Raw genomic sequence first — 26,716 nt, forward strand, 5'->3', positions numbered from 1 at the left:
CTAAAATTTACTATATGAAAAAAAATATCATACAATTATTTTTAGGCTTTTTATTGATTAATAGTTGTTCAAATAATAATTCTTTTGAAGAATTTGATATAACATATAGTAATTTTTTCCAAGCTCATAATTCAATCAAATTAACTAAAAGTGATACTGTATTTATCAGGAAATATTATGAAAATTTCGAATTAGAACATCCATATTATCACGAAAATTATTATACGATTTTAAATAAAGATGATCGAAAAAAAATAAATAATTCTCTTAAAAATATAAAATTAGAAGAATATGACTCTACTTATCTCGATAATAATTTTTTCGATGGGTTTATTTATAAATTATACTTAAAAAAGAATAATATTGAAAAAACTGTTTTAGTTTACAGTCGAAATTCTCCTGAAGAATTAGATAGTTTGACAGAATTAATTATCAGCTCAATTGAAAATTTAAAATTGCACAAAACAGATAAAAAATTTGAAATTAAAAGTCAAGATATTTTTCCTGAACCCGAAAAAATAACAGAATGAATTATATATAAAAAAATAAAGCTCAAATTGAGCTTTATTTTTTATAATCTATTTTTCTCTGAACTACTTTTTGATTGTTCTATGTTAAATGATTTACCAAAATTATAGGTAATTCCGAAACGATAAAAACGAACTGATTGTCCTGTGTAAGTAAATTTAGTATCATTACTATAACTTTGATCTTGCCAAGCTCTATCTTTAAAAACATTGTTTACATTGAACGATACTTGCAATTTTTTATCCAAAAACAACGCTCTCAAACCTAAAGATGTTCCCCATTGCGCACGACCTCTCGACATCGCATCGATTGATTTTGTTGAATAATTCGTGGTATGATTAAACAATAACGTTTTTGATTTATTTAATTCTAAATTATTTGTCAAACGAAATTCACCATTAAAACCATCTAGTGTATAATTATATTCAGGAATAATTCCTTTGGTTTTTTTATAAAATAAATCAACAGCTCCATTTACTTTCCACCATTTTAGGAGCTTAAAATTCACATTTTCACTAATTCCAAAACTTTGAGAATCTGCATAATTGTATGGTATCCAATTTTGCGTATTTTCAGTTGGATTTACAATCACAATTTGATTGATTTCGTCTGTAGAATTTCGATAATATAAAGTCGTTATAGACAAATCTTTGTATGCATATTCTAATTCATAATTATACGAGTAAGAAGGTTTTAACTTTGGATTTCCTTCTGCAAACGAATACGGTGAATATACAGTACGGAAAGGATTTAGTTGTCCCATAAATGGACGATCAATTCTGCGACCTACATTTATTGTAAACGAATGATTTTCGGCTGCTTTATACATTAAATAAGCTGTCGGAAACAAACCATCATATTTGTATGTATCATGTTGATTTACTTGTGGAGAAAAACCTTTTGCATCTGTATTTTCATATCTCAAACCAACTTTTGCAGACAATTTTTCTGAAATTTCTTTTTCTACAGAACCGTAAAAAGCCAAGATATTTTCGTCATAATAAAATCCATTACTTAGCTTTTCATCAAAAACTGGAGAGCCAGAAGAAGTATTATAAAACTGATTATCGCTGTCATTATTCGTCCAACTATAACGTCCTCCATAATTTAATTTCCATTTATCAATTGGGTGTTCCATATCAATATTCAAACTATAATTATTGGCTTTCTGGTCCGACAAACTTCTATTTCCTTGATACAAAGAATCTATCACTTTATTTTCTCCATCAAAGAAACGGTTAGATGTAACACTTGTATTGTTGTTATTAAAATTTACCCAATCAAAATCAAATGTTAATTTCTTTCCGATTGTATCCATCTTATAAATCACATGATAATTCAGCGTATTGTATTTTGTATTTCCTTTGCTTCCGCCTCTATCATTCAGAATATAACTTAACAATTCATTTTTATCCAAACTATTGATTGTTGTTTTAGTTCCGCCCGTTCCTTTACGATTACCTTCATATAAATCTACTGTAAAACCAGTTGTTAATTTGTCCGAAATTTGATAATCTAATCCTAATTTTCCACCAATATTTTTATTTTTACCACTATTTTTTTCTTTTTCAGTCCAGATTTCATTCGATTTTGTAAAATAAATATCAGATTGACCAATTCCATCATATTCTCCAAAACCACCAAAAATATTGGAAACAAACGTCCATTTATTTTTACGATAATTAAACGATGCGCTGTTGTTCCAATATGGTTTATTATAATGTTGCAACGAAGAGGTTAAACTTCCATTCCAAGAATTTTTCTTTCCAGATTTTAATACAATATTAATTATTCCACTATTTCCTGTCGCTTGATATTTAGCTGGTGGATTTGTAATTATTTCAATTTTTTCTATATCGTCTGCACGTAAAGTTTTCAAGTAATTTGTAAGTTGTTCGCCTGACATTTCTAACATCCGATCATCAACCATAACACGTAAACTACTTTTCCCGATAATAGAAACTACATCATTATCAACTTTTACACGAGGCGCTAATTTTAGCAAATCTAAAGCATCTCCTCCACGCGCTCCTTCAGCTAAATCAGCATTAAAAATCATGCGGTCTACTTGTTTTTCAACAAGTTTTTTCTGACTCTTAACTACAGTTTCTTTTAATGTAACATTTTCTGATTTTGGAACAATAATTAATCCTAATTCTTGATTTTGATTGACAATAATTTCTTGGGAATGTAATAAAACACCAGCTTCCTCAATACGAATAACATAAGTTCCACTTTCTAAATTTGTCGAAAATTGACCATTTTCATCCGTAGAAGTTTCATCAATAATCTTATCATCTTTCAAAATAATAACATCTGCTAAAGCAATCGGTTTTTGATCCGAGTATTGTAAAGTTCCTTTATATTCTTGTTGCGCGAACAAGTTGGTCGTTGTAGCACAAAGTATTAGCGAGAAAAATAATTTATTCATATTAGTGGTTGTTTCTTAATAGACGTCTATTTTTTAAAAATGTTACACTGATTTTTCATTTTTTTTATTTGATAAAAAAATAAACAATACTTATTTTAAACTTTTTTCACTACTTTTCACTAAATTTTATAAATGTTAATTTTAATTAAGAAAATGAATGGATTTTAATGAATTAAAGAACAAAATAGCGCTATCAACCAAACAAGCTTTTTTAGAAATTTATACTCAAAATCCTACACAAGAAATTTATTCTTTTGCTTTATGCAATAACGACTCTACAATATCTATTCATCCGTCTGCAAACTCAGTTGAGTTTTTAAGTCAAATTGCTGATGAAGATGACTTTAATTACTACAAATACGAACCTTCTGAATGGAAATTTGAGTACAAGGGCGCAGAAAATTTATTCAAGGAAATAAATGATTTGTGCAAAAAAGCAGTCGATTTACACGATGATGATGAGGATTGGTTTTATCAATTTCAGAATCAAATTAACGAAAAATGTATAGAAGTTTTAGAAGATTTGAAGAATGAAAATTTCTTTAAAAAAACGACAAATAAAGATTTATTTTTATCATTTTCTGTAATAGATGATGATTTTAATCAAAAAAAACAAGAGGAAATTATTACTAGATTGAATGATAATTTTTACAAAGAAAATTATTTTGAATGGATAAAATCTTGGGAAAACAATAAAAAAAGAGCTTTATAAAAGCTCTTTTTTTGTTTAAATATATCTTAGATTTCTTTTCTTAATCTTGCGACCGGAATATTAAGTTGTTCTCGGTATTTTGCAATTGTACGACGCGCAATTGGATAGCCTTTTTCTTTTAAGATTTCTGTTAATCTTTCGTCTGTCAAAGGTTTTCGTTTGTCTTCGTCTGCTATTACATCTTGTAAAATACGTTTTATTTCGCGTGTAGAAACCTCCTCTCCATCTTCGTTAGTTAGTGATTCTGAGAATAAATCTTTTATTAAAAATGTACCATAAGGTGTTGTTACATATTTAGAATTTGCAACTCGAGAAACTGTCGAAATATCCATTCCAATACGATCCGAAATATCCTTCAAAATCATTGGTTTTATTTTGGTTTCGTCTCCAGTTAAAAAATATTCTTTCTGAAATTTCATTATTGCTTCCATCGTATACAACAGTGTATTACGGCGTTGCTGAACAGCATCTATAAACCATTTTGCAGAGTCTAATTTCTGCTTTACAAACATTACGGCTTCTTTTTGATCGTTCGATTTTTTCTCCGTTTTTTTGTATGTATCTAGCATTTCTGCAAATGCATTCGAAATTTTCAATTCGGGTACATTTCTTCCGTTTAATAATAGTTCTAACTCTCCATCATTAATATTAATCGTAAAATCGGGTGTAATTTGTTCTACAATTTTACTACTACTTGAGAAAGATTTTCCTGGTTTCGGATTTAATTTTTCTATTTCGGAAATGGCTGCACGTAATTCGTCATCATTAACATCATACTTTGCCATGATTTTAGAATAATGCTTTTTTGTAAAGGCATCAAAAGATTCTGTGATCAATTTTTCTGCTAATTCTACTGTTTCAGTTTCTACTTTATTCTCTAACTGAATCAATAAACATTCTTGTAAATTACGAGCACCAACACCAACTGGATCCATGTGTTGAATGTAATTTACCAACAAATTTTCTACTTCTTCTGGCGAAGTATAGATATTTTGAGAAAATGCTAAATCATCTACCAACGATTTTACTTCGCGACGCATATAACCATCATCATCAATATTACCAAGTATAAATTCGGCAATCTGAAATTGTTGCTCTGTTAATCTGTAGGTATTTAATTGTCCTCTCAAATACTCGATAAAACTCTCTCCTTGTGCATAAGGTACAGATTTATCTTCGTCATCGTCGCTGTAATTATTTGTATATGTTTTGTAGTTTGGAACATCATCATCGCTCAAATAATCATCAATATTGATGTCTCCAGTATCTATAACTTGTTCATCACCGTAATCATCGTTCTGATTATCCCATTCGTCCTGATCATTACTATACTCATCATCATATTCAGAAGATTGATCATCCAAAGCAGGGTTTTCTTCCAACTCCTCTTTCACACGTTGTTCAAAAGCAACCGTAGGAAGTTGAACCAACTTCATTAATTGGATTTGTTGTGGTGATAGTTTTTGCTGTAATTTAAAATTTAGTTCCTGCTTTAACATAGTATGCTTTTTGTGGCTTATAAAAAAATCGGATTTACCTTAAATATACAAAATTTAAGTGTAAATCCGAACAAATATTTTGATTAAAATTCTGCGTTATTTGGTGTTCTTGGAAAAGGAATCACATCTCGTATATTTCCCATTCCTGTTACAAATAATACTAAACGCTCTAATCCTAAACCGAAACCAGAATGTGGCACAGAACCGAAACGTCTTGTGTCGCGGTACCACCATAATTCTTCTTTATCAATTCCGAATTTTTCCATTTTTTCGTCTAAAACTTCTAAACGCTCTTCACGTTGAGAACCTCCAATAATTTCTCCAATTCCTGGGAATAAAACATCCATTGCTCTTACCGTTTTTCCGTCTTCGTTCATACGCATATAAAATGCCTTGATTTCTGCTGGATAATCAAATAAAATAACAGGTGTTTTGAAGTGTTTTTCAACTAAATAACGTTCGTGTTCCGATTGTAAATCTGTTCCCCAACCTTCGATTGGATACTTGAATTTTCCTTTCTTATTTGGTTTAGAATCTCTTAAAATATCAATTGCTTCAGTATAACTTAAACGAATAAATTTATTGTTTAATACATATTCTAAACGCTCTATTAATCCTAATTCTGAACGCTCAGCTTCTGGTTTTTGTTTTTGTTCTTTATCAAAACGTTCTGCTAAGAAGTTCAAATCATCTTTACAGTTTTCTATTGCATAAGAAATCACATATTTCATGAAATCTTCTGCTAAATCCATGTTTTGATCTAAATTGAAGAACGCAATTTCTGGTTCTATCATCCAAAACTCTGCTAAGTGACGAGAAGTATTTGAGTTTTCTGCACGGAAAGTAGGTCCGAAAGTATAAATTTTTCCTAATCCCATTGCTGCTGTTTCTCCTTCTAATTGTCCAGAAACCGTTAAATTTGTCGATTTACCAAAGAAATCTTGTGTATAATCTACTTTTCCTTCTTCATTTTTAGGTAAATTCTCTAAATCTAAATTTGTAACATGAAACATTTCTCCAGCTCCTTCTGCATCAGATCCCGTAATAACAGGCGTGTTGATGTAAACAAATCCGTTTTCGTTGAAATATTTGTGAATTCCGAACATTAACGAGTTACGAACGCGCATAATTGCACCAAACATATTGGTTCTGAAACGTAAATGAGCTTGCTCACGTAAAATTTCTAAACTGTGTTGTTTTGGCTGTAAAATTGTTCCTTTCAATTCTTCTGACGGTGCCGTTCCTAAAATTTTGATTTCTTTTGCAATAATCTCTATTTCTTGTCCAGCTCCTTCACTTTCTACCACTTCACCTTTTATTTGCAATGAAGCTGCAGTAGAAATTTGTTTTATAATTGACTCGTCAAAATTTTCGAAATCTACTACTACCTGAATATTATTAATTGTAGAACCGTCGTTTAACGCGATGAAACGATTACTTCTGAATGATCTTACCCATCCATTTACAACTACTTCTTGTAATAACAAATCTTTGCCTTTATCTAGTAAGGCCTTAATTCCGTACGATTGCATATTTTATTAATTTATTCTTACAAATTTAGTTAATATTTGAAGTTATAAAAATTATAGGCACAATTTTTGCCAATAAATTTACACCAACCTAAAAATCCTTTACAATTTCAATGAAAATGTAAAGGATTTTTGATTTTAGTTTATTTTGTGAAGTGAAATTATTATTGTGGTGAATATGTTACAATATCAATTCCCACACCATTTGGGTCCTGAATTGCAAAATGTCTATCTCCCCAAGGTTCATCACGTAACTCTATTTCAATTTGTACATTTTTTGATTTCAATTTTGTATAAATTTCATCTACATTTTCTACTTCGATAGTAAAATATACTCCTTTTCCGTCAAAATTTGGTTGAAAAAGTGGTTGTTGACTTATATGATTAGGAAGTAAAAAACTTAACTCGCTACTTTTATCTGGCGTATGTAATAATAGATAGAATTCATTTTCGAAAGTCACTCCAAAATCTAGAATCTCGGTATAAAATTTCTTAGTTTCTGTCAATTTCTCTGTAATAATTCCGGCATTTAATTTCATTTTATACGGTTTTTGAGGTTAGTTTACGTTAATGTCAAGATACAAATTATCGACCACTTTTTCCAAGATTTCTCCTGTTTCGTTAAAGCTTGTATTTGTCAATATAGATATTCCGATATTTTGTTTAGGATAAATTACAAACCAATTCTGCATTCCGTAAATACCTCCGTGATGTCTATAAATTAATTTATTATCATCTTCTATGATGTACCAATGATAAGCTTCCCAAAAGTCAGAACCTTCTTTAAATATTTTTTTATGAGATTCATTAACAATAGGATTTGACTTGTCAAGATGTAATTTCATATACTTTACTAAATCTGTCGTCGTAGAGTGTAATCCTGCAATTCCGCCCCATAAAGTTCTATCAAAATTGGGCATTAATTCGTTTTTGTCATTATAACCTTTTACCAATATTGTTTTATCATTTTTATTAAGTGAAAACTTAGTTTGGTTCATGTTATTTGGCTTCAAAATAAATTCTGTTACCAATTCCTCGTAAGGTTTTTGATATACTTTTTCTAATATATATGCAGTCAACTCAGGAGCTGTGTTAGAATAGAAATATTTTTCTCCTGGTTTCGTTTCTATTTTAATTAATTTTAATCCTTCAAAAAAAGACTCTTTATTTTCACTTTTCGGAGGAAAATTAGGAAATCCACTTGTGTGAGTGATAAGATGTTTTATTCTTATAGGTTCACCTTGAAACTCAAAATTGGGATATGATTCGTCGAGATAGATTCTGATATCGTCCTCTAAATTTATTTTTTTATCAAGAACAGCTTTAGCTGCTATATAACCCGTAAAAGTCTTCGTGACAGAAGCTAATTCGTAAAGTGTAGAATCATTTGGTTTGTTACTTTTACCAATTGTTAATTCTCCAAAATGTTTTATAGTAGATTCTCCATTTTTTAATACCGCAATAGAAACTGAATGAAATCTTTTGTCTTCTAATAATTGAAGAGCATTTTTTGTAATCGCATTTTCTACATTTTGTTTATTTATTTGCTCGACGCTTTTACATCCAAATAATGCAAAAAATAAAGCTGGAATTAAATATTTCATAGATTTTCAGTTTGATACTTTTACATAAAAATAAAATTAATATTTAGTTTATTAACTATTTTCAAGATTCATAATTTAAAACTTAATAATCAAATCATTATATTTAAAACCAAGCGTTACATGAGATTCTGAAATGACAAAATCTTCATTCTACAAGAAATTCAAATTCACTGTTAATTTTAGATAGAAATTATCTTGAAATTTTTCTTCAGAATAAGCTCCTAAACGATAAAAGGCTCCTATACCAAATGATTTGAACAAAATATTATTGACTTCTACTCCTGTTTCGTGGTAATAGTTATTTAATGTTTTGAAGTTTAAATTTTGATGATCTTCTTTGTTTTTCAAATCTCCTAAAACTCCACGGTATACAAATTGTGGAAAGATGATTTTTTCACCAATTTTAACTCCTGCAAAAATATGTTTTACTTGAAATGAAATAAAGCGATCTGAATAAAATTCTCCTGGACGCATGGTTTCAAAATTTGTTACACCTCCTACTCCAAAGTTTGCAAAATCGTTTCGTTTCGCATTTCCTTGTCCTTCAAATAAATTCATCAAAGGCATTTTTCCTTCAACCCAACCTCCATTAATATTGAAATTTGTTTTACCAATACGTGTATCAAAAATATCAAAGTATGAAACATTGATACGAGTAGGACTATAATCTGAATTAAAAATATCCCAATATTTCGTCAGAGTTGCATAAAGCACAGATTTTCCACTATTCACGGTTACTTTTCCGTAAGGTGTTCTGATAAACTTATCTTTTGGTGCAAAACGTAGAGCAATTTGAGTGTTATACAAATCATGCCAACCATTTCTAAACAAATATGTATAATCAAACTCAGCGGCTTGTTTTTCGTAGTTTGCTGATATATTAAATGTTACATTCTTGAAAATATCTTGCTCGTAACCTGCTGAATATTTTTTGTATGAAAAATATTCTTGGTTATAAATATTACTAAAAGCTCCATTTATTAGACGTGTATAATTGGATTGTAAAATAATTGGTGTTTTACCTGATGCCGAAACATCTTGTGAATATTTGGCAAACAAGCGTCCAGAATATGGTTTGTTGACAAAATAATCTCCTCCAAAACCAAATTTGAACGTTTCGTCTTTAAAACCATATGCCGAATATGCATTTAGAGAATATTTGTCGCTCCAGTTTTCGTTGGTATTAAAAGCAGCTCCTAATCTAAAACCCTCATAATCATTAAAAGCAACTATCTTAGTCAAATCTAAATCAACTTTTCCTAAGGATAATTTTCCTCCAGAATTTATGATTCGCATCAATTTCATCTGTTGATCTAGTTTATATTTTTGTCCAAGACTATCAATCGCTTGATAGGTGTGTCTTTCTTTGCTAGACAAAGTAGAATCTCTGTAATTTTGCATTACATTGTCCCATTTATTCTCATTCAGATTATTGTAAGCAATTTCGTCTTCGTATCCAATAAATTCTTTTCTTTTGAAATGTGCTGGATTTTGAATATCCTTGAAAGTTGTTTCTAAATTGATCCAAATTTTTTCTTTTTTATCAATAAAATCATCACCTGCTAATTTTTCAGTAAATTTAAAATTACCAGCTTCCATACGATATTTTTGTTGATTCGGAATCCATGTTCCGTTATTCAATTTCCAGTCTGCTTCTAACTCTGCAACATAATTTGCATTTGTATTTTCTGCTTCAAATTTTATTAAAGCATTCGTTTTATCATCAATCCAAAGTATTCCTTTTATTTGTCTTTTATCTGTTTTTATAGATGGAAAAAAACTGACAACAGCTATTTGACGACCGTCAACAAAAATATCTTCTTTAAAACCATATCGATAATGCGATAATCCTTCTCTACTAACAGGATTTACAATTCCTTTAAAGAAAAAATTAATTTTATCTTGATCATAATTAAACGCAATTGGTTGCATCGCTAGATATTCGTACAAAGGTGAGCGAATTCCAGAAATTCGTGAAGATTGTACAATATTTTTCATTCCCAATCTTTTTGAAATTTTATGATCCATTGCTCGTTCTCCAAAAAACAAGTGACTGTTTTCTATCAATTTTTTCCATTGATTAGAAACCGAATCTTTATGATTTTTGGGTTGAATGATATAGGGAATTGAATCATTATTTACTGTACTCCAAAATTTGGTATATGATTTTAGGAAAATATTTCCTCCATTTCTGATGGAATTTTTAGATTGATTTTTTATGGCTTTGATGATAATATTTCGACCAACCGAATCATTAGACGTGAATGTAACCTCATCTAAACTAATGTAAGAAGGTTTCATCATAATTTCAATCAACTTTTTACCGTCGGTTTGTATCGTTTCAGAAAAATAGCCATTTTTTACAATATCTATAGAATGAATAGAATCGCTAATGTCTAACTCTCCTACTTCATCTGTTTGACCAAGAAATTGTTTTGTATCGTCATAAATATTAGCTCCTGTTAAACGAAATTCGTCTTGCGCATCATATACTCTTACTTTAATTTGAGCGAAAATGGCAAGTGAAATACAGAAGTTTAAAAAGAATAGATACTTTTTCATTTTTAGAAATTAATTATGCAAATAAATAAAAAAAGCAGCGAAACGCTGCCTTAAAAAATATATTTTTTGAGAAAGATTATACTTTCATTATTTCTCCTTCTTTTTTAGTTAAAGCTTCTTCTAATTTTTTAGTAAATTTATCTGTTAAACCTTGAACACGTGTTTCGTAGTCTTTCACCATATCTTCTGATGCTTCTTTTACAACTTTTAGAGCTTTGTTAGCATCTTGACGTGCGTTACGAAGCGAAATTTTCGCATGCTCCATCTCTGCTTTTGCCATTTTTACTAACTCTTTACGGCGTTCTTCTGTAACAGGAGGAATACTAATAATGATGGTATCGCCGTTATTAGAAGGTGCAAAACCTAAATTAGAATTGATAATTGCTTTCTCAATTTCGTAGATTAAATTTTTTTCCCATGGCTGTACACTTATCGTCATTGCATCTGGTGTATTTACATTTGCAATTTGACTTAACGGTGTTAAACTTCCGTAATAATCTACACGAACTGAACTTAACATTGCTGGAGATGCTTTACCTGCTCTCAATTTATCAAATGCTACTTGTAAGTGATCTACAGTTCCTTGCATTTGTTCCTTAGCTGTATCTAAGATAAAATCTAATTCTTCCATTTCGGGATTTATTTATTTGTTACTAGAGTACCTACGTTATCTCCTAAAATTAATTTTTTCAAATTACCTTCTGTATTCATATCAAATACAATAATAGGTAAATTATTTTCTTCACTCAAAGTAAAAGCTGTCATATCCATTACTTTTAAGTTTTTATCGTACACTTCTTGGTAAGAAATTGTTTCGAATTTTTCTGCTGTAGAGTCTTTTTCTGGGTCAGCAGTATAAATACCATCTACACGAGTTCCTTTTAAAATAACATCTGCTTGTGTTTCAATTGCTCTTAAAACTGCCGCTGTATCTGTTGTAAAATAAGGATTCCCTGTACCTGCACCAAAAATTACTACTCTACCTTTTTCTAAATGACGAGTTGCTCTTCTTTTGATAAATGGTTCTGCGATTTGCTCCATACGAATTGCCGTTTGTAAACGTGTATTAACACCTGCATCTTCTAAGGCTCCTTGTAAAGCCATACTGTTGATTACAGTTGCTAACATTCCCATATAATCACCTTGTACGCGATCCATACCAGAAGCAACACCCTGAACACCTCTAAAAATATTACCACCACCAATTACAATTGCTACTTCGCAACCTAATTCTGCTACTTCTTTTATCTGTTGTGCATATTGTTTCAGCATACTTGGATCAATACCATATTGTAAATCTCCCATTAATGCCTCTCCGCTCAATTTTAGTAATATTCTTTTGTATTTCATTTTATCCAAAGGTTTTCTTTTGCAAATATAATTTTTCTATTCTGATTTATCCTAACGTTCAAAAATGTCTAATGCATTTTTTGTTGTAATTGTTTCAATTTCTTTTGCTGAAAGATGATAAACATCTACCAACTTATCGCAAACGTATGTTAAATAACTACTTTCGTTTCGTTTTCCTCTAAATGGAACTGGAGCTAAATATGGCGAATCTGTTTCTAAAACGATATGTTTGATATCAAAATCTTGTAAAAATTGATCTATTTTACCATTTTTAAACGTTACAACTCCACCAATTCCTAATTTCAGATTATAATCTATCGCACGTTGTGCGTCTTCTTTTGTTCCTGAAAAACAGTGAAAAATTCCGAAAAGTTTCTCATCTTTTACTTCTTCTAAAACATCAAAAACTTCATTAAAAGCATCACGACAGTGAATCACAATCGGAAGATTTTTTTCTTTTGCCCACTCTATTTGCGTTTTGAAAGCATCTTGTTGAGTCTGTAAATGTTCTTTTTCCCAATACAAATCAATTCCTATCTCGCCAATCGCTTTAAATGGACGTTTATCTATCCATTCTTTTACATGATTTAATTCTTCTGTAATTGTATCAGGATTTACCGAACATGGATGAAGCCCCATCATCGCAAACATTTCATTTGGATAATTCGCTTCTAAAGCCAACATTTTGTCAGTATAACTTTTGTCTATTGCTGGTAAGTAAAAACGTTTAACACCATTATTTATCGCTCTTGCAATTACCTCATCTATATCATTTTCAAATTGCTCTGAATATAAATGCGTGTGTGTATCAATTAACATGGTTTAATTTTGATTTGAAATGTTCGATTTCTTTCTGATAATCTAAATTTGAATTAGTATCAGTTAAATCTTGCATTTGTTTTATACAATTCGAAATAAATTTTTGATGAGAAATCGATTCTTCGTTAAATGGACGATGATTGATTGCCGTTGTAATTTTTTCGATTTGTTTATTTATTTGTTGTGTTTCTGGTGTAAAATATGCCGAAGCAAACTTTTCCCAAATATAATTTACCGCTTGCTTATTAGGATGTAATAAATCGTCCGCATAAAAACGATAATCACGTAAATCGTCCATTATCAATTCATACGAGGGAAAATAATTTACTTGATCAAAATTCATTGTCACTTCGTACAAAGCACTCAACAATTTTGCTTTGCTTACATTATTTTCTATCATTCCGTCTTTTAAATGACGAACAGGACTTACTGTTACAATAATAGTTGCATTTGGTGCCATTTCTGTAATCATGTCCAATGAATTGTGCAACGAAGTTTTTATTTGTTGTTCCGTTAACAAAACCTTGTCAAAATGCTTTGCTGGCACTTTATGACAATTCGCGACAACCAAATTTAATTCCTTTATTTTATACACCCAAGATGTGCCTAGCGTAATAAAAATAACATCTGCATTTGTAAGAAAATCATGTGCTTTTATCAAAGCATTATTCACATTTTGTACTGTTTTTTCTGCAGAAGTTGAATTAAAACTTGAATGATGATCCCAACTAAAAAATAGTTCATCTAAATTAGAAATTTCCTCTTCAACATATAAAGTTTTGGCTTGTATACGCTGCAAAGCATTTTCTATTGCTAATGGATGAAATAAAATTCCAAATGGATTTGCAAGAACATTAAATTTTAAATCAAGCAAACGAGCTGCCATTTCTTCGGCAAAACATGAGCCAAAACTGACAATTTTTTGATCATGATTGATCAAAAAATCGCTTTGATTGATTGTTAATTCTGTCCTGAAATTCATTTTATCCTTGACGATCAATTAAAAATTCACTCAATTCTCTTAAATGACTTTTACGTTCTTCTGGAACATCAATCTGATCTAAGAAACTGTGTGCTTTATTTGTATATTCTCTAATTAACATTGATAATTTGCGGTTCACATTTAGTTTTCTAAATAGATTTTCTACTGCATATATTTTATCAACATTATCTGTATTAGAGCTATACCAATATAACAATTCTTCTTTTTCTTCTTCGTTTGCAGCTTCTAATGCAGAAATATAAAGTATCGTTTTTTTGTTCTCAAAAATATCTCCTGCATGTTTTTTACCTAAATGCTCTAAACTTCCGAAAACATCTAAATAATCATCTTTTAATTGATAAGCAATTCCAAGATTCAAACCATATTGGTATAACGCATCCGAATCTTCTTCAGAAGCTTCACCAACTAAAGCGCCTAATTTTAACGCAGTTCCTAATAAAACACCTGTTTTTAAAGAAATCATTTTGATATAATCTTCATACGAAACATTTACTTTCGTTTCGTAATTCACATCATATTGTTGTCCTTCACAAACTTCTAACGCTGTTTTAGAAAACAATTGCGTTGTTTTCTTAAATAATTCTGGCTCTAAATCTTCTAAAAATTGATATGCTTTTATCAACATCGCATCACCAGAAAGAATTGCTGTATTTATTCCAAATTTTTCGTGAACTGTTGGTTTACTTCTTCGTAAAGAAGCATTATCCATAATATCATCATGCATTAAAGAGAAATTATGAAAAAATTCTATTGCTAATGATGGTTTCAGAGCTTTATGAATATCACCGTCAAATAAATCTGTACCTAATAAAACGATAATTGGACGAATACGTTTACCTCCGATATTTAAAATATAATCCATCGGTTCGTATAATTCGTTTGGCGATTTAGAAAATGGATTTTCATCGATGGTTTGTGCAACTAATTCGTGAAATTTATCAAATGAGTACATAATTTTATATGATTTTTTTTAGTAGTGACAAAGATAAGTTTTTAGGTTTAATCAAAAAATTTAAACGATTGAATCTTGCCAAAAGAGACAAATATTTTGATTACAAAAAAACGTTTAAAAAATAATTCTCTAAACGTTTTTGTATTTTAATGCATTAATCTATTAGTTTCCAAAAATTTCGCTAATGATTTTGTAATTTCTTCGTTTTGCTTTTTGATCAAAAATATTTGATGAAGCCATGATTTCATTTACCTTCGATTCAAAAATAAATTCTTGAAAACTTTGCGTCAATGTATTTTTACAGCCAATAAACGATAAAGCTGTCATACCTTTCAGCATATATTTTTGTTCTGGCGAAACCAATTCTAAATTTGTATTCTCGGGTGCTACAATTGGTTGACGTTTATCTGTAATAATATTTAAAAAACCTTGATACATTGACATTGATAAATAATGCGCCTGCTCGTCTGTATCTGCCGCAATAATATTGACACACGCAATTGTATATGGTTTATCCAAATATTTGGATGGCTGAAATTGTGAACGGTAAATCTCTACTGCTTGATGAAATTGTTGTGGTGCAAAATGTCCCGCAAATGCATACGGCAATCCTAATTTTGCAGCTAAAAAAGCAGAATCTGTACTGGATCCTAAAATATAAATTGGCACGTTTGCTCCTTCTCCTGGAAAAGCACGTACTTTACTGTCTTTATTCTCTTCACTGAAAAAAGTTTGTAAACTTTCTATTTCTTCCTCAAAATTATAATTCATAAAATTATTTCCACGACGAAGTATAGAAGCTGTTAATTGATCGGTTCCTGGCGCACGTCCCAAACCTAAATCTATACGATTTGGATATAAAGCATCCAAAGTTCCAAATTGTTCGGCAATAGATAAAGCTGTATGGTTAGGTAACATTATACCTCCCGATCCAACTTTTATTCGTGAAGTTCCTCCTGCTACATATCCTATTAATAACGATGTTGCAGCACTAGCAACATTTTGCATATTATGATGTTCTGATAACCAATAGCGAGAAAAACCTAACTCATCAACAAATCGTGCTGAATCTAATGTATTTTTGAATGTTTCGTTTATAGTTTCTCCATCTCTCACATAAGCTAAATCTAAAACTGAATAGTTTGTTTTTTTTAGTCTCTCCATTTCTTCCTATTATTCTACTAAATTACGAAGAATAATTCGTTAATTTTTAATACAAAAAATTCTCTAAAGAAGGTATTCCTTTAGAGAATTAAATTGTGTAATCTAACTTACAAATAGGTTTAAGTAGCTACGAGAGTGTAATAGTTGTAATAGTTAATAGTTGTATTAGTAATCTTTTATTTTACTTAGTCAAAACTATTACAACTTCTAAAAAAAATCAAATTACAGGGGTGGACATTGGGGTGGACATTAAATAACAATTTATATATCAAATAAATACAACTTCACTTCAACTGATAATTTCTAAATGAAAATTTTAAAATAATCGTTAAAATTGCTCTATATTTACAAAAAAAATATATGCTCAAAACTTATATTTACTTTTTAATTTCAATTCTAACATTCATCTTCGTTACTTCTTTTAGTTCAAAAAACACAAAAGAGGACATGATAATGTTAGAATATGTTATCAACCAAAATAAAGAAGTAAATGATTCTGTTCTATTAAAAAACAATTTTGAGAAATTAAATAGCACTTCAAATTCTTATCTTAGAAAAAACCTTGATGTAATTTATTATATTTATTTGGCTGATATATATTCTAAACAATTTGATAAAGTAAATTCAAAAAGTAATCAATTATATGCAAAAGCTAATAAAATAGTTAAAGAATTAGGAAATCCTGGTTTACAAATTTGGCTTCACACAAAATTTGGTTTCTACTATTATAATTATAGCGAATATCAGAAAGCTTTTCCACACTTTATGTATGCTTCACGAGTACTTGACACAACAGATCACTCTGAAATTATTCAGAAAAGTAATGTTTATAAATTGAATGCATTTTTTTTTGGAAATGTAGGTAACGTAGAAAAAAGTAAAGATTACTTAAAACTTGCATTAGATTACACGAATAATTATGACAAAGAATATGGAAATATTCTGAATGCTTTAGGTGCTTTGTATTACGAAAGTAAAAATTACAACAACGCAAAACATTATTATGAATTAGCAAAAATTTCTGCCCAAAAAAATCACGATCAAATAAGATATGCAAAAATACTGGGTGATTTAGCGTTAATCTATTGTCACAATAAAGATTTCGAAAAAGCTATTGCTTATCTAAAAACTGATATTGATATTTCTGAAAAAGAAAATGATGAAAGAAATGTTATGTTTGCAAATATACGTTTGGGGAAAATCTATTTGAATCAAAATAATATTACGGAAGCTAAAAAAACAATCAAATTAGCTGAAGAATATGCTTCGACAAAAGATTACTTGAAGAGTTTCGAATTAGAAATCAACTCTACTCTATTGGAAATAGCATTAAAAGAAAATGATACACAAGAAGAATTAAAATTAAGAAGAAAATTAAGTGATATTGAATCTCATTTAGAAAAAACAGATGGAAAAGCAATCATCGATAAAATAAATTGGGACATTCAAAAAAAGAATTTTGATTATAAATTTGAAGCAGAGCAAGAAAAAGTAGAGAGAAGTAAATTATTAAAAAATGCTTTAATAGTTATTATTTCATTGTTAATCTTAGCAATTTTCCTAGTTTTTCTAGCGCTTAAACGAAAAATGAAAATTAAAAATTCTGACTATGAAAACAAAGTTTTATTACTTCAGATAGAAAAATTAAAATCTGAAAATAAATTAAACCATACTACAAAAACGTTAGAAGATTACAAAACATATTTATCCGAAAAAAATCAACAGATTGATACTTTAAATAAAGAAATAACTAAAATACAGTCTTCTAATAGTCATGATATTGAGACTAAAAAAGGAGAATTAAATAAGTTGTTATCTTCACATTTGATGACCGAAGAAAATTGGAATAATTTCAAAGAATTGTTTATAAAAGAACAAGCAGAATATTACAACTTTTTGACAATAAATTTTCCAAACTTGACGAATTCTAATTTAAGAATAATTTTTTTACAGAAACTTGGATTAAATAATACAGAAATTGCTCATTTATTAGGAATTACGCTAGACGCTGTAAAAAAAGCAAAACAACGTTTGAAAAAGAAATATGATAATTATGATACTTTATTTCAAGAAAATTCGGTTGATGACTAACCTACTCTATTCGTAATTTTTTCAGATTATCGCGGTAATGTTCTAGCAACAAACTTTCGGTCACATAACCCATAAATTTGTTTTCTTTGGTCAATAAAACATAGTCCATTTTCTTTTCCTCCATTAGCTTCATTACTTTTGTTGCATTTGCAAAAACGGATAATGTTGGAGCTTGCGTAATACATTCTGCATAATTTTTATCTGTCGGCGAATCTTTAAAAATAAATGGTCGAACATAATCCAATTCAATTACCCCATTTATGGTTTGATCTTCATTAAGAACTGGAATAAAATCTTGTGTTGTCGTAGAAAAAATATCTTTAATATCTGTAATCGAATTATCTAGATTTAAGGTTTTTATATTTTTAATATAGATTTCGAATAAATCAATTTTATTCAATAAATTTTGATCTTTATCTGAAGTAAAAACAATTCCTTTATCAGCTATTGTATAAATATCCATCGAATATTTATCATAACGTTTTGCAATAGCAAAACTGATTGACGAAACCAACATTAATGGAATAATCAATCCATAACCTCCTGTAATTTCTGCAATTAAGAAAATTGCTGTTAACGGCGCATGAAATAATCCGCTTAATAATGCAGCCATTCCTACTACTGTAAAATTACCGACTGGAACTTCTCTAAAACCTATTAAATTTATAAATTTTGCAACCACATATCCCAAATATGATCCTACAAAAAGTGATGGTGCAAAATTACCTCCATTTCCTCCACTCCCCAATGTTAAGCCAGTTGCAATAGATTTAATTAACATGGTTACGGTTACAAATCCTAAAATAACCCATTGATTTGTTTTAAAGGATTCTAATAATGAATTATTTAAAATAAAACCTGCTTCATCATTTGCCAAATATTTTATACCATCAAAACCTTCCCCAAATAATGTTGGAAAAAAGAAAATCAATATAGCTAGAATACCAGATCCTACAATTGCCCTCCAATAGACATTTTTAGAATAACTACCGATTTTATGTTCTATTTTCCGAAATAATCTGGCATGATAAACTGACACAAATCCTGCTAAAATTCCTAATAATATATAAAAAATTGTATTGTGATAATCAAAACCAAGCGCATAGCGAAAGGAAAGTAACATACTCTTATTCAACGTAAGATTTGCGATTAAAGCTCCCGTTGCTGACGATAATAAAAGCGGTATAAAAGCGGTAACGCTCATATCAGCCAAAATAACCTCTATTGCAAATAAAACTCCTGCAATTGGTGCATTAAAAGCCGTTGCAATACCAGCAGCAACTCCACAAGCTAATAATAATGTTCTGTCTTTATATTTGAAACGATAATACTGTGCATAATTAGAACCAAATGCTGCTCCTGTTATTGTAATTGGCGATTCTAAACCCGCCGATCCACCCATACCAACGGTTAACGAACTCGTTATAATTTGAGCATACATTTGCTTTTTGGGCATTATACCTGACTTTTTTGCAACTGCAATCATAATTTGAGCTGTTCCTTTTTCTATCGACCCATCTAGAAATTTCTGAACAACAAATACGGTTAATAAAATACCAATAATCGGTAGAATACTTGTAACATAAGGAAGTTTCAAGAGGCTACTAACATGAAGTGTAAACTCTAAAACGTTATGGGCAAAAGTTTTTAAAACGATAACCGCCAAAGCAGAAGAAATTGCAACTAAAATACATGATAAATATAAAAATTGTCTTTCCGATAAAACTAACTTTAATAGATTTAACAGATTCTGGAAAAAATTAAAAAACTTTTTTATATTTTGAAAAAAATTGTACTTCGTTGATCGTTGCATTATGCAAAATTAATAGACAGTTTTTCAGTACAAGAATTATACCTTAACTTTTTTTATAGATATATTCTTCAATTTTTTTCTGATTTTGGTCTATTCTATTTATAAATCAACTAAAAAACTAATAAATTTTACAAGTAGTGTTATAAAACATCCAATGTTATTAGATTTAATGCGCTTATTTTTGCTTTAAACATTCAAATCATGAATAACTCAAATCACATATCACGAAAAGATTTCATCAAAAATTCTGCTTTAGCAATGGCGGGTTTAGGATTAATCCCAAGTATTGCAACTGCATCAACACTAGTTGATTCAACAAACATAAGTTCTTTTAAAAAAATGAAGTTAAAAAATGTAAAATTAGAAACTGGATTCGAATATGAAGAAGGAGAAGTTATTGCAACAAAAACCGCTTTATTTTGTATTGAAATAGAAAACGGAAAAATTACTAAAATTTCTGAAAATCAACCAAATTCTAATGCAATAAATGCTAAAAATTTTTTAATGTTACCTGCCTTTAAAGACATGCACATTCATTTAGATAAAACTTTTTATGGAGATAAATGGCAAGCAGTTCGCAAAAGAAAAGGCGGTGTAAAAGGAATGATTGCTTTAGAGCAACAAACTTTACCTGAAATACTAAAGAATTCTACCGAAAAAGCCGAAAAATTAATAGAACTTTTACAGTCTAAAGGAACATATTTTGCGCGTAGTCATGTAAATATTGATCCAACTGTAAAATTAGATGCTTTAAAAAATCTTCAAAAAGCAATTGACAATAAGAAAAACGGTTTCAACACAGAATTAGTCGCTTTTCCACAACATGGTGTTTATTATACCGATTCTGTTCCATATTTGAAAGAAGCTGCTAAAATGGACATTGATTTTATTGGAGGGCTTGATCCTTTTTCTATTGATGGAGAAATTGAAAAAACTATGGATTTTACAATTCAATTAGCTTTAGACCATAAAAAAGGAATTGATATCCACTTGCACGAATCAGGAGAATCTGGTCTGAAAACTGTTGAATATCTGATTGATAAAGTGAATGAGAATCCTTCATTAAAAGGTAAAACTTATGTTAGTCATGCGTTTGTTTTAGGAAAATTAGAAAAACAAAAGCAAGAAGAAATTGCCGAAAAATTAGCAAATGCAAAAATTGGTATTGTATCTACTATTCCTTTTGGTGGATTGATTATGCCAATTCCAACTTTATACAAATATAATGTAGAAGTTTTGACGGGTAATGATAGTATTGTAGATCATTGGAATACATTTGGAACAGGAAGTGTTTTACAAAAAACAAATTTAATGGCGCAGTTATACGGTTATTCGACAGAATTTTTATTATCTCGCGCACTAAAATTAGCAACGGGAAATATTTTACCTTTAGATGATAAAGGTGTACAAAAATGGCCAAAAGTGAATGATCAAGCAAATTTAGTTTTTGTTGATGCAAGCTGCTCTGCAGAAGCAGTCTCTAGAATTTCGGATGTAAAATCATTAATTTGTAACGGAAATATAGTTTATTAAATAAATATAAATTAAAAACCATTTAGTTATCATTTAACTAAATGGTTTTTAATTATCTGCTTTTTTTTTATTAGATTTAAAAATTACTTCAAAAGACTTCTAATGAAAAATATTTTTTATCTACTTTTTAGTTTTATTATTTTATCTGCTTGTAAAAGCAATCAAACTAATCAACAAAATTTTGACTTTTTAATCGGAAATTGGACTCGTACTAATGAAAAAGAAGGAAAAATGACTTTAGAGAACTGGCAAAAAGAAAATCCTACTACATATCTCGGACATAGTTTTACGCTAAAAAATAATGATACAATTTGGCAAGAATACATAACTCTAATCAAAGAAAACAACAAATGGTATTATAAAGTAAAAATGGAAAAGGAAACAACTTCTACAGATTTTATTTTGATTGAATTTGGATTAAATAAATTTTCTGTAGAAAATAAATACAATGATTTTCCTAAGGTTATTAAATATTGGAAAGATAAAGATCTTTTAATGGCAGAAATAACGGATGGAAAAACGACTATTCCATTTCAATTTAAAAATAATCAGATTTTTTCTAAATAAATTTTACTTCATAAAACACACCTCCTTTTATGTTAATTTTTTTTAATATACTTAGAAGAACTTATAACTTAAAACAATGAATATACTTTAAAATCATTAAAGCCTTAAAAACACCTAAATAATTGACTATATATTAATTACGTTTTCTAAAAACAGAAACAATAACCCGTAAACTAAAATATTTAAAAATCGAATAAAATTAACTATAACTTTATCATTCAAACAATTAACACAAAATACAGAATGAGAAAAAATTACTTAAAACTATTTGGTTTAAGCCTTGTAGCAATGATGTTTATTAGTACAAAAACAAATGCACAAGTTTATGTTATTGGAAGTGGAGAATATGCAACTAGTGTGTCAAATGACGGAAATGTCGTTGTATTGTATACTGATGCTGACAATTATTATTGGACCAAAAAAGACGGTATTCAACAACTAGGTAGTATTGTTCCAGGAACATATAATGGCGGCGTTTCTACTGTAACAGCAAACGGAAAACTAATTGCTACAAATGTTATGAATCCTGATACAGGAATTAACCAAACTGCAACTTATAATCTTGAAACAAAAAAGTGGAAATATCTAGGAGGATTTGGCATTGTATCTGATAGTGAAACAAGTTCTGTTTGGGGAATGAACGGAGACGGTTCTACCATTGTAGGTTTAGCAAATACCAAAGGTGGTGCGGGACATGCTGTAAAATGGATAAATGACGAAATTATTGACCTAGGATCTACTGTTAATACACGAGCTTCAAGAGCAAATAGCACAAGTGAAGATGGACGTATAATTGCTGGATGGCAAGATGATTCGTACGGAACAAGAATGGGTGCTTATTGGAAAGACGGAGTTCAGCATATAATTAAAGACGCTGACGGATATGAAGTAGGCGAAATTGCATCTGTTTCTGGAAATGGAAAATGGTTACTAGGAACCTCTGCTGAATATGCAATGAGATGGAGCGAAGAAACTGGTGTTTTACCAATAAAACATCCCAATGCTGATCCATTTTTTGTAGGAGCTGCAACTGCAACCAACAATGATGGTAGTATGATTGTAGGATTCTATCGTTCTTATCCAGGTCACCCTCTTATGGGAGAAGGATTTATATGGACAGAAAAAACTGGACGCGTAGAGCTTAACGAATATGTAAAAAGCTTAGGCTATGATGATTTAGGAATTATATTTGCTCTACCTTATGCGATTTCTAAAGATGGAACTCAAATTGTAGGAATTGGTAGAACGGATACACAAGAAGTTTCGTTTTTAATTTCCTTACCAAAATTAAGTACTTCTGAAGTGAATAAAACGAATTACACTATTTATCCAAATCCTGCAACAGATATAATTAATATTGAAACAAAAGGAACATTATCAACTTCTGTTTTATACAATATGGCTGGACAAAAAGTTCTAGCTTCAGATCAGAAACAGATCAACATCTCTTCATTACCAAAAGGAACTTATATCCTAAAAACAATAATTGATGGAAATGAAAACACCAAAAAAATTATAAAAAAATAATTTATTCTTAATAATCTATATAACGTCGAAAATTAATTTTCGACGTTTTTGTTTCTATTAATTCCCAAACAATCAAAAGTTCTTTATTTAATTCAAAGAATTTCCTTAAAAGCATTTAAACAAAAAATTAAATAAAATCATCAATAACAAAGTTTTACATTTTAAAAATTCAGAAAATAACATGCTGTTATTTAAAATAACTATATCTAAAACTAATAAGCATAATTTTAACTTCAGATTAATTAACACAGAAATATATATTATGAAAAAAGTTTACTCAAAACTTAAAAACCTAACATTTTTAACGGCATTACTTATTGGTTCTAATTATGCAAGCGCACAAGTTTATGTCATAGGAGATGGACAAGTAGCTTATAGTGCATCTAATGACGGAAAAGTTGTAACTCTAAATACACAAGACAATAATTTTTACTGGACACAAGAAAAAGGAATCCAATTATTAGGAGAATTGGCTGCTGATACTTCAAACGGAGGTCACCCAATTGTAACAGCTGACGGAAAAAAAATAGCCGTGATGGTTGCAAATCCAAAAGATGGTGTCAATCAAATGTCTATATATAATATTGAATCTGATACTTGGAAATACTTAGGAGGAATTGGAGGACCTAGTCAAGAAATAAGTTCTGTTTGGGGAATGAGTACAGATGGAAAACATATTTCAGGATTAGCTGAAACTCATGATCGTAGCTTTCATGGAGTAACTTGGAACGAGACAACTGGATTCACAGATTTAAAAACTGATGGTGAATATTATTCACGTGCAAACGGAATTAGTGATGATGGTAAAATTGTAGTTGGTTGGCATGATACAGATTTTGATCGTTGGGGTGTATATTGGGAAAACGGTGTAAGAAATCAAGTTTTAGACCAAGAAGGTTATGAAGTTCTTGAACTAGGTGGTGTTTCTGGTGACGGAAAATGGATGATTGGTGCAACAGGTGAAGATATCGCAATGCGTTACAGCAAAGAAACTGGTGTGCAAAAAATAGAACATCCAGACCAAAGTTTCTATTTTAATGGAGCAGCAACAGCTATCAATAATGACGGTAGTCTTATTGTAGGATTTTACAGACCATGGCCAGGACCTGCAGCAATGGGTGAAGGATTTATTTGGACAGAAAAAACTGGACGTGTTGAATTAAACGAATATGTAAAATCTCTTGGATATGATGATTTAGGAATTACATTCGCTTTACCATTAGGAATGTCTAAAGATGGTTCAAAAATTGTTGGTCTTGGAAGAACTGATAACGGACCAGTTTCATTCATGATTTCATTACCAAAATTAGGAACATCTGAAGTTAACACAACAAAATTTGAAGTTTACCCAAATCCTACAACAGATGTAATTAACATCGAAACAAAAGGACAAGTTTCTACTTCTATTTTATACAATATGGCTGGACAAAAAGTTTTAAATTCAGACCAAAAACAAATCAATGTTTCATCATTGCCAAAAGGTACTTATATCTTAAAAACGACAATCGATGGAAAAGATGTAACGAAGAAAATTATCAAAAAATAATTACATCGATATAATAAACAAAAAAACCACTCAATTGAGTGGTTTTTTATTTACTAAATCCTTTGATTAATGCTAATGTCTTTTTATCCATTTGATCGGCATAAAAATGTTTTATAACATCTCGTATAATCTTCTCTTTTGGCATAATGAAACAAAATAAGGTTAAACTTGATTTCAGTTTCATTGCATCATTTTTACCAAAAATTAATTGAGGTATTGTCCCCTTATGACGCATTAATAATACAGACAAAACTTCTAAATAATTTTGCCATAATTCCTCATCTTTCACAAAAGCTCTGGCTTCTTCTTTTGACGAAATAGCAAACTCTTTTGAAGAATCACTAGATCCTAAACCTAAAACTTGAGGAAACATAAAAACCATCCAATTAGATTGTTTTTTACCTGCATGTACTTCCATCAAAATCTCATCATACACAAAACTTTGCGCATCATGAAAACGTTTTAAATTAAATTTATCGTTTGGATTTTGTTTTTTTAGTAAATCTCCTATTTTCATTTTTGTATCTAAAATAAGTATGCAAAGATATATCTTAATTTAGTAACCAACTTATAAATATACAATCCAAAATTTAGTATTTTTATCATTCTAAATTAAAACTAATTATGAAATTCTATTTAAAAAACGTATTCCTCTTACTTATCCTATTTTTAATTACAAATTCATGTCAATTTTATTATGATACAATAGAATATAAGAAAAGTTCTGTTGAATTTTTGAATAATATTATGGATGGTAAAATTAATGAAAGTGTTAATTTATTTGCTTTAGAACACGAAGGCTTAAAGCAAATGGATAAAAACACATTAAATGAGGGTCTATATCAATTTCATACAGATATGATATCTCAATATGGAAAGGATGTAAAATTTACTTTTTTAGAAGCAAGAAAACATTTTTCGAATAATAACAATTCCATTCCCAATTCAACAAATGTAAATTATTTATTTGAAAATGATAAAAAATTTGGTTTTGTAAAATTCATTTATGATGATAATTCAAAAAAGATATTAAATGTTGAACCCGAATTCTCGAACAAACCTTTACCATCTATGATAATGTTTTACATCATTTTACTTGTAGGTTTACTAATTCCTATTTTCAATATTTATGTTTTTAATATGATTAGAAAAAGTCAATTAAAACGTAAATGGCTAAAATACATCGTATTAATAATTCTGAATTTTCCAACGATAAAATATTTTCCTTTAGAAGGTTTTGATTTTCAGTTTTTTAACTTTCAATTTCTTGGATATGGATTTAGTTATTATTCCATATTTTCGAATGTTGTAATTGCTTTGCCTATCGGAGCAATTTATTGGTTTTGGAAACTAAAAAAACTTCAAAAAGAACAAGAATATAATCAATTTGCAGAACAATTAATCGAGGATTAAACAAAAAAGCCTCTTCGAAATAGACTGCCCCCAAAAAGTTAGACACTATTTGGGGGTATTTTTATGTCAAGAA

The 26,716-nt window shown here is 29.5% G+C and carries 22 protein-coding genes; 8 read left to right on the top strand and 14 right to left on the bottom strand.

Going from position 1 to position 26,716, the window contains the following annotated elements; genetic code table 11:
• Window positions 1–14 precede the first annotated feature (14 nt).
• Window positions 15–530, top strand: coding sequence for a hypothetical protein (locus tag RSC72_RS08125; RefSeq protein WP_332546637.1), 516 nt, complete (start codon window positions 15–17; stop codon window positions 528–530).
• Between the two features lie 41 nt (window positions 531–571).
• On the opposite strand, the gene RSC72_RS08130 is transcribed toward RSC72_RS08125, so the two are convergent.
• Window positions 572–2,959, bottom strand: a complete 2,388-nt coding sequence (locus RSC72_RS08130; RefSeq protein WP_332565934.1) for an outer membrane beta-barrel family protein — start codon at window positions 2,957–2,959, stop codon at window positions 572–574.
• A gap of 157 nt (window positions 2,960–3,116) precedes the next feature.
• Here RSC72_RS08130 and RSC72_RS08135 point away from each other — a divergent pair, with 157 nt between their 5' ends.
• Complete coding sequence (locus RSC72_RS08135; RefSeq protein WP_332547003.1) at window positions 3,117–3,671, top strand: DUF4303 domain-containing protein; 555 nt, start codon at window positions 3,117–3,119, stop codon at window positions 3,669–3,671.
• A gap of 26 nt (window positions 3,672–3,697) precedes the next feature.
• Here RSC72_RS08135 and rpoN read toward each other — a convergent pair whose 3' ends face one another.
• The 11 genes from rpoN to RSC72_RS08190 all read right to left on the bottom strand — a co-directional run bounded on the left by rpoN (window position 3,698) and on the right by RSC72_RS08190 (window position 16,153).
• Window positions 3,698–5,170 carry an RNA polymerase factor sigma-54 gene (rpoN, locus tag RSC72_RS08140; RefSeq protein WP_332547001.1) on the bottom strand — a complete coding sequence of 491 codons (1,473 nt, stop codon included), beginning with the start codon at window positions 5,168–5,170 and terminating at the stop codon, window positions 3,698–3,700.
• An 83-nt stretch (window positions 5,171–5,253) separates the two neighbouring features.
• Entirely contained in the window at window positions 5,254–6,702 is a 1,449-nt protein-coding gene (asnS, locus tag RSC72_RS08145; protein ID WP_332547000.1) for an asparagine--tRNA ligase, read from the bottom strand.
• Between the two features lie 161 nt (window positions 6,703–6,863).
• Window positions 6,864–7,238 (bottom strand): VOC family protein, encoded by a 375-nt coding sequence (locus RSC72_RS08150; protein WP_332565935.1) that lies wholly within the window; start codon window positions 7,236–7,238, stop codon window positions 6,864–6,866.
• 18 nt (window positions 7,239–7,256) lie between these two features.
• Window positions 7,257–8,303 (bottom strand): serine hydrolase domain-containing protein, encoded by a 1,047-nt coding sequence (locus RSC72_RS08155; protein WP_332545391.1) that lies wholly within the window; start codon window positions 8,301–8,303, stop codon window positions 7,257–7,259.
• A gap of 150 nt (window positions 8,304–8,453) precedes the next feature.
• Window positions 8,454–10,865, bottom strand: coding sequence for a hypothetical protein (locus RSC72_RS08160; RefSeq protein ID WP_332545390.1), 2,412 nt, complete (start codon window positions 10,863–10,865; stop codon window positions 8,454–8,456).
• A gap of 76 nt (window positions 10,866–10,941) precedes the next feature.
• Window positions 10,942–11,496 (bottom strand): ribosome recycling factor, encoded by a 555-nt coding sequence (gene frr / locus RSC72_RS08165; RefSeq protein WP_332545388.1) that lies wholly within the window; start codon window positions 11,494–11,496, stop codon window positions 10,942–10,944.
• Window positions 11,497–11,504: 8 nt separating this feature from the next.
• Window positions 11,505–12,215 (bottom strand): UMP kinase, encoded by a 711-nt coding sequence (pyrH, locus tag RSC72_RS08170; RefSeq protein WP_332565936.1) that lies wholly within the window; start codon window positions 12,213–12,215, stop codon window positions 11,505–11,507.
• 51 nt (window positions 12,216–12,266) lie between these two features.
• Window positions 12,267–13,034 carry a TatD family hydrolase gene (locus tag RSC72_RS08175; RefSeq protein WP_332545384.1) on the bottom strand — a complete coding sequence of 256 codons (768 nt, stop codon included), beginning with the start codon at window positions 13,032–13,034 and terminating at the stop codon, window positions 12,267–12,269.
• The gene (locus RSC72_RS08180; RefSeq protein ID WP_332545383.1) at window positions 13,024–14,016 is read right to left on the bottom strand and encodes a GSCFA domain-containing protein; all 993 of its coding nucleotides are present in this window, start codon (window positions 14,014–14,016) and stop codon (window positions 13,024–13,026) included. The genes RSC72_RS08175 and RSC72_RS08180 overlap by 11 nt, the downstream gene beginning before the upstream one ends.
• 1 nt (window position 14,017) lies before the next feature.
• Window positions 14,018–14,989, bottom strand: coding sequence for a polyprenyl synthetase family protein (locus RSC72_RS08185; RefSeq protein ID WP_332545381.1), 972 nt, complete (start codon window positions 14,987–14,989; stop codon window positions 14,018–14,020).
• A gap of 162 nt (window positions 14,990–15,151) precedes the next feature.
• Window positions 15,152–16,153, bottom strand: coding sequence for an LLM class flavin-dependent oxidoreductase (locus tag RSC72_RS08190; protein ID WP_332545379.1), 1,002 nt, complete (start codon window positions 16,151–16,153; stop codon window positions 15,152–15,154).
• A gap of 447 nt (window positions 16,154–16,600) precedes the next feature.
• Between RSC72_RS08190 and RSC72_RS08195 the strand changes: the two genes are divergently transcribed.
• Window positions 16,601–18,244 (top strand): tetratricopeptide repeat protein, encoded by a 1,644-nt coding sequence (locus RSC72_RS08195; protein WP_332565939.1) that lies wholly within the window; start codon window positions 16,601–16,603, stop codon window positions 18,242–18,244.
• Between the two features lies 1 nt (window position 18,245).
• On the opposite strand, the gene RSC72_RS08200 is transcribed toward RSC72_RS08195, so the two are convergent.
• Window positions 18,246–20,057: a chloride channel protein gene (locus RSC72_RS08200; RefSeq protein ID WP_332545375.1), complete on the bottom strand. Its 1,812-nt coding sequence runs from the start codon at window positions 20,055–20,057 to the stop codon at window positions 18,246–18,248.
• 339 nt (window positions 20,058–20,396) lie between these two features.
• Here RSC72_RS08200 and RSC72_RS08205 point away from each other — a divergent pair, with 339 nt between their 5' ends.
• From RSC72_RS08205 to RSC72_RS08220, 4 genes are all read left to right on the top strand, one after another.
• Window positions 20,397–21,590 carry an amidohydrolase gene (locus RSC72_RS08205; RefSeq protein ID WP_442878296.1) on the top strand — a complete coding sequence of 398 codons (1,194 nt, stop codon included), beginning with the start codon at window positions 20,397–20,399 and terminating at the stop codon, window positions 21,588–21,590.
• A gap of 102 nt (window positions 21,591–21,692) precedes the next feature.
• Window positions 21,693–22,157: a hypothetical protein gene (locus tag RSC72_RS08210; RefSeq protein WP_332545371.1), complete on the top strand. Its 465-nt coding sequence runs from the start codon at window positions 21,693–21,695 to the stop codon at window positions 22,155–22,157.
• A gap of 243 nt (window positions 22,158–22,400) precedes the next feature.
• Window positions 22,401–23,684 (top strand): T9SS type A sorting domain-containing protein, encoded by a 1,284-nt coding sequence (locus RSC72_RS08215; RefSeq protein WP_332545369.1) that lies wholly within the window; start codon window positions 22,401–22,403, stop codon window positions 23,682–23,684.
• 262 nt (window positions 23,685–23,946) lie between these two features.
• Complete coding sequence (locus RSC72_RS08220) at window positions 23,947–25,230, top strand: T9SS type A sorting domain-containing protein (protein WP_332545367.1); 1,284 nt, start codon at window positions 23,947–23,949, stop codon at window positions 25,228–25,230.
• Between the two features lie 46 nt (window positions 25,231–25,276).
• On the opposite strand, the gene RSC72_RS08225 is transcribed toward RSC72_RS08220, so the two are convergent.
• A complete protein-coding gene (locus RSC72_RS08225; protein WP_332545366.1) occupies window positions 25,277–25,747 on the bottom strand; it encodes a DUF1810 domain-containing protein in 471 nt (156 codons plus the stop codon).
• 107 nt (window positions 25,748–25,854) lie between these two features.
• Between RSC72_RS08225 and RSC72_RS08230 the strand changes: the two genes are divergently transcribed.
• On the top strand, window positions 25,855–26,643 hold the full coding sequence (locus RSC72_RS08230) for a hypothetical protein (protein ID WP_332545364.1): 789 nt from the start codon (window positions 25,855–25,857) through the stop codon (window positions 26,641–26,643).
• The last annotated feature ends 73 nt before the right edge of the window (window positions 26,644–26,716 follow it).

It is taken from the genome of Algoriella sp., assembly GCF_036647415.1.
In the GTDB taxonomy this organism is placed as follows: domain Bacteria; phylum Bacteroidota; class Bacteroidia; order Flavobacteriales; family Weeksellaceae; genus Empedobacter.

What these genes read in the sequence shown, in the direction of transcription:
- RSC72_RS08125 (WP_332546637.1), top strand. Translation starts at nt 15, where the DNA reads ATGAAAAAAAATATCATACAATTATTTTTAGGCTTTTTATTGATTAAT.
- RSC72_RS08130 (WP_332565934.1), bottom strand. Translation starts at nt 2,959, where the DNA reads ATGAATAAATTATTTTTCTCGCTAATACTTTGTGCTACAACGACCAAC.
- RSC72_RS08135 (WP_332547003.1), top strand. Translation starts at nt 3,117, where the DNA reads ATGGATTTTAATGAATTAAAGAACAAAATAGCGCTATCAACCAAACAA.
- rpoN (WP_332547001.1), bottom strand. Translation starts at nt 5,170, where the DNA reads ATGTTAAAGCAGGAACTAAATTTTAAATTACAGCAAAAACTATCACCA.
- asnS (WP_332547000.1), bottom strand. Translation starts at nt 6,702, where the DNA reads ATGCAATCGTACGGAATTAAGGCCTTACTAGATAAAGGCAAAGATTTG.
- RSC72_RS08150 (WP_332565935.1), bottom strand. Translation starts at nt 7,238, where the DNA reads ATGAAATTAAATGCCGGAATTATTACAGAGAAATTGACAGAAACTAAG.
- RSC72_RS08155 (WP_332545391.1), bottom strand. Translation starts at nt 8,303, where the DNA reads ATGAAATATTTAATTCCAGCTTTATTTTTTGCATTATTTGGATGTAAA.
- RSC72_RS08160 (WP_332545390.1), bottom strand. Translation starts at nt 10,865, where the DNA reads ATGAAAAAGTATCTATTCTTTTTAAACTTCTGTATTTCACTTGCCATT.
- frr (WP_332545388.1), bottom strand. Translation starts at nt 11,496, where the DNA reads ATGGAAGAATTAGATTTTATCTTAGATACAGCTAAGGAACAAATGCAA.
- pyrH (WP_332565936.1), bottom strand. Translation starts at nt 12,215, where the DNA reads ATGAAATACAAAAGAATATTACTAAAATTGAGCGGAGAGGCATTAATG.
- RSC72_RS08175 (WP_332545384.1), bottom strand. Translation starts at nt 13,034, where the DNA reads ATGTTAATTGATACACACACGCATTTATATTCAGAGCAATTTGAAAAT.
- RSC72_RS08180 (WP_332545383.1), bottom strand. Translation starts at nt 14,016, where the DNA reads ATGAATTTCAGGACAGAATTAACAATCAATCAAAGCGATTTTTTGATC.
- RSC72_RS08185 (WP_332545381.1), bottom strand. Translation starts at nt 14,989, where the DNA reads ATGTACTCATTTGATAAATTTCACGAATTAGTTGCACAAACCATCGAT.
- RSC72_RS08190 (WP_332545379.1), bottom strand. Translation starts at nt 16,153, where the DNA reads ATGGAGAGACTAAAAAAAACAAACTATTCAGTTTTAGATTTAGCTTAT.
- RSC72_RS08195 (WP_332565939.1), top strand. Translation starts at nt 16,601, where the DNA reads ATGATAATGTTAGAATATGTTATCAACCAAAATAAAGAAGTAAATGAT.
- RSC72_RS08200 (WP_332545375.1), bottom strand. Translation starts at nt 20,057, where the DNA reads ATGCAACGATCAACGAAGTACAATTTTTTTCAAAATATAAAAAAGTTT.
- RSC72_RS08205 (WP_442878296.1), top strand. Translation starts at nt 20,397, where the DNA reads ATGAAGTTAAAAAATGTAAAATTAGAAACTGGATTCGAATATGAAGAA.
- RSC72_RS08210 (WP_332545371.1), top strand. Translation starts at nt 21,693, where the DNA reads ATGAAAAATATTTTTTATCTACTTTTTAGTTTTATTATTTTATCTGCT.
- RSC72_RS08215 (WP_332545369.1), top strand. Translation starts at nt 22,401, where the DNA reads ATGAGAAAAAATTACTTAAAACTATTTGGTTTAAGCCTTGTAGCAATG.
- RSC72_RS08220 (WP_332545367.1), top strand. Translation starts at nt 23,947, where the DNA reads ATGAAAAAAGTTTACTCAAAACTTAAAAACCTAACATTTTTAACGGCA.
- RSC72_RS08225 (WP_332545366.1), bottom strand. Translation starts at nt 25,747, where the DNA reads ATGAAAATAGGAGATTTACTAAAAAAACAAAATCCAAACGATAAATTT.
- RSC72_RS08230 (WP_332545364.1), top strand. Translation starts at nt 25,855, where the DNA reads ATGAAATTCTATTTAAAAAACGTATTCCTCTTACTTATCCTATTTTTA.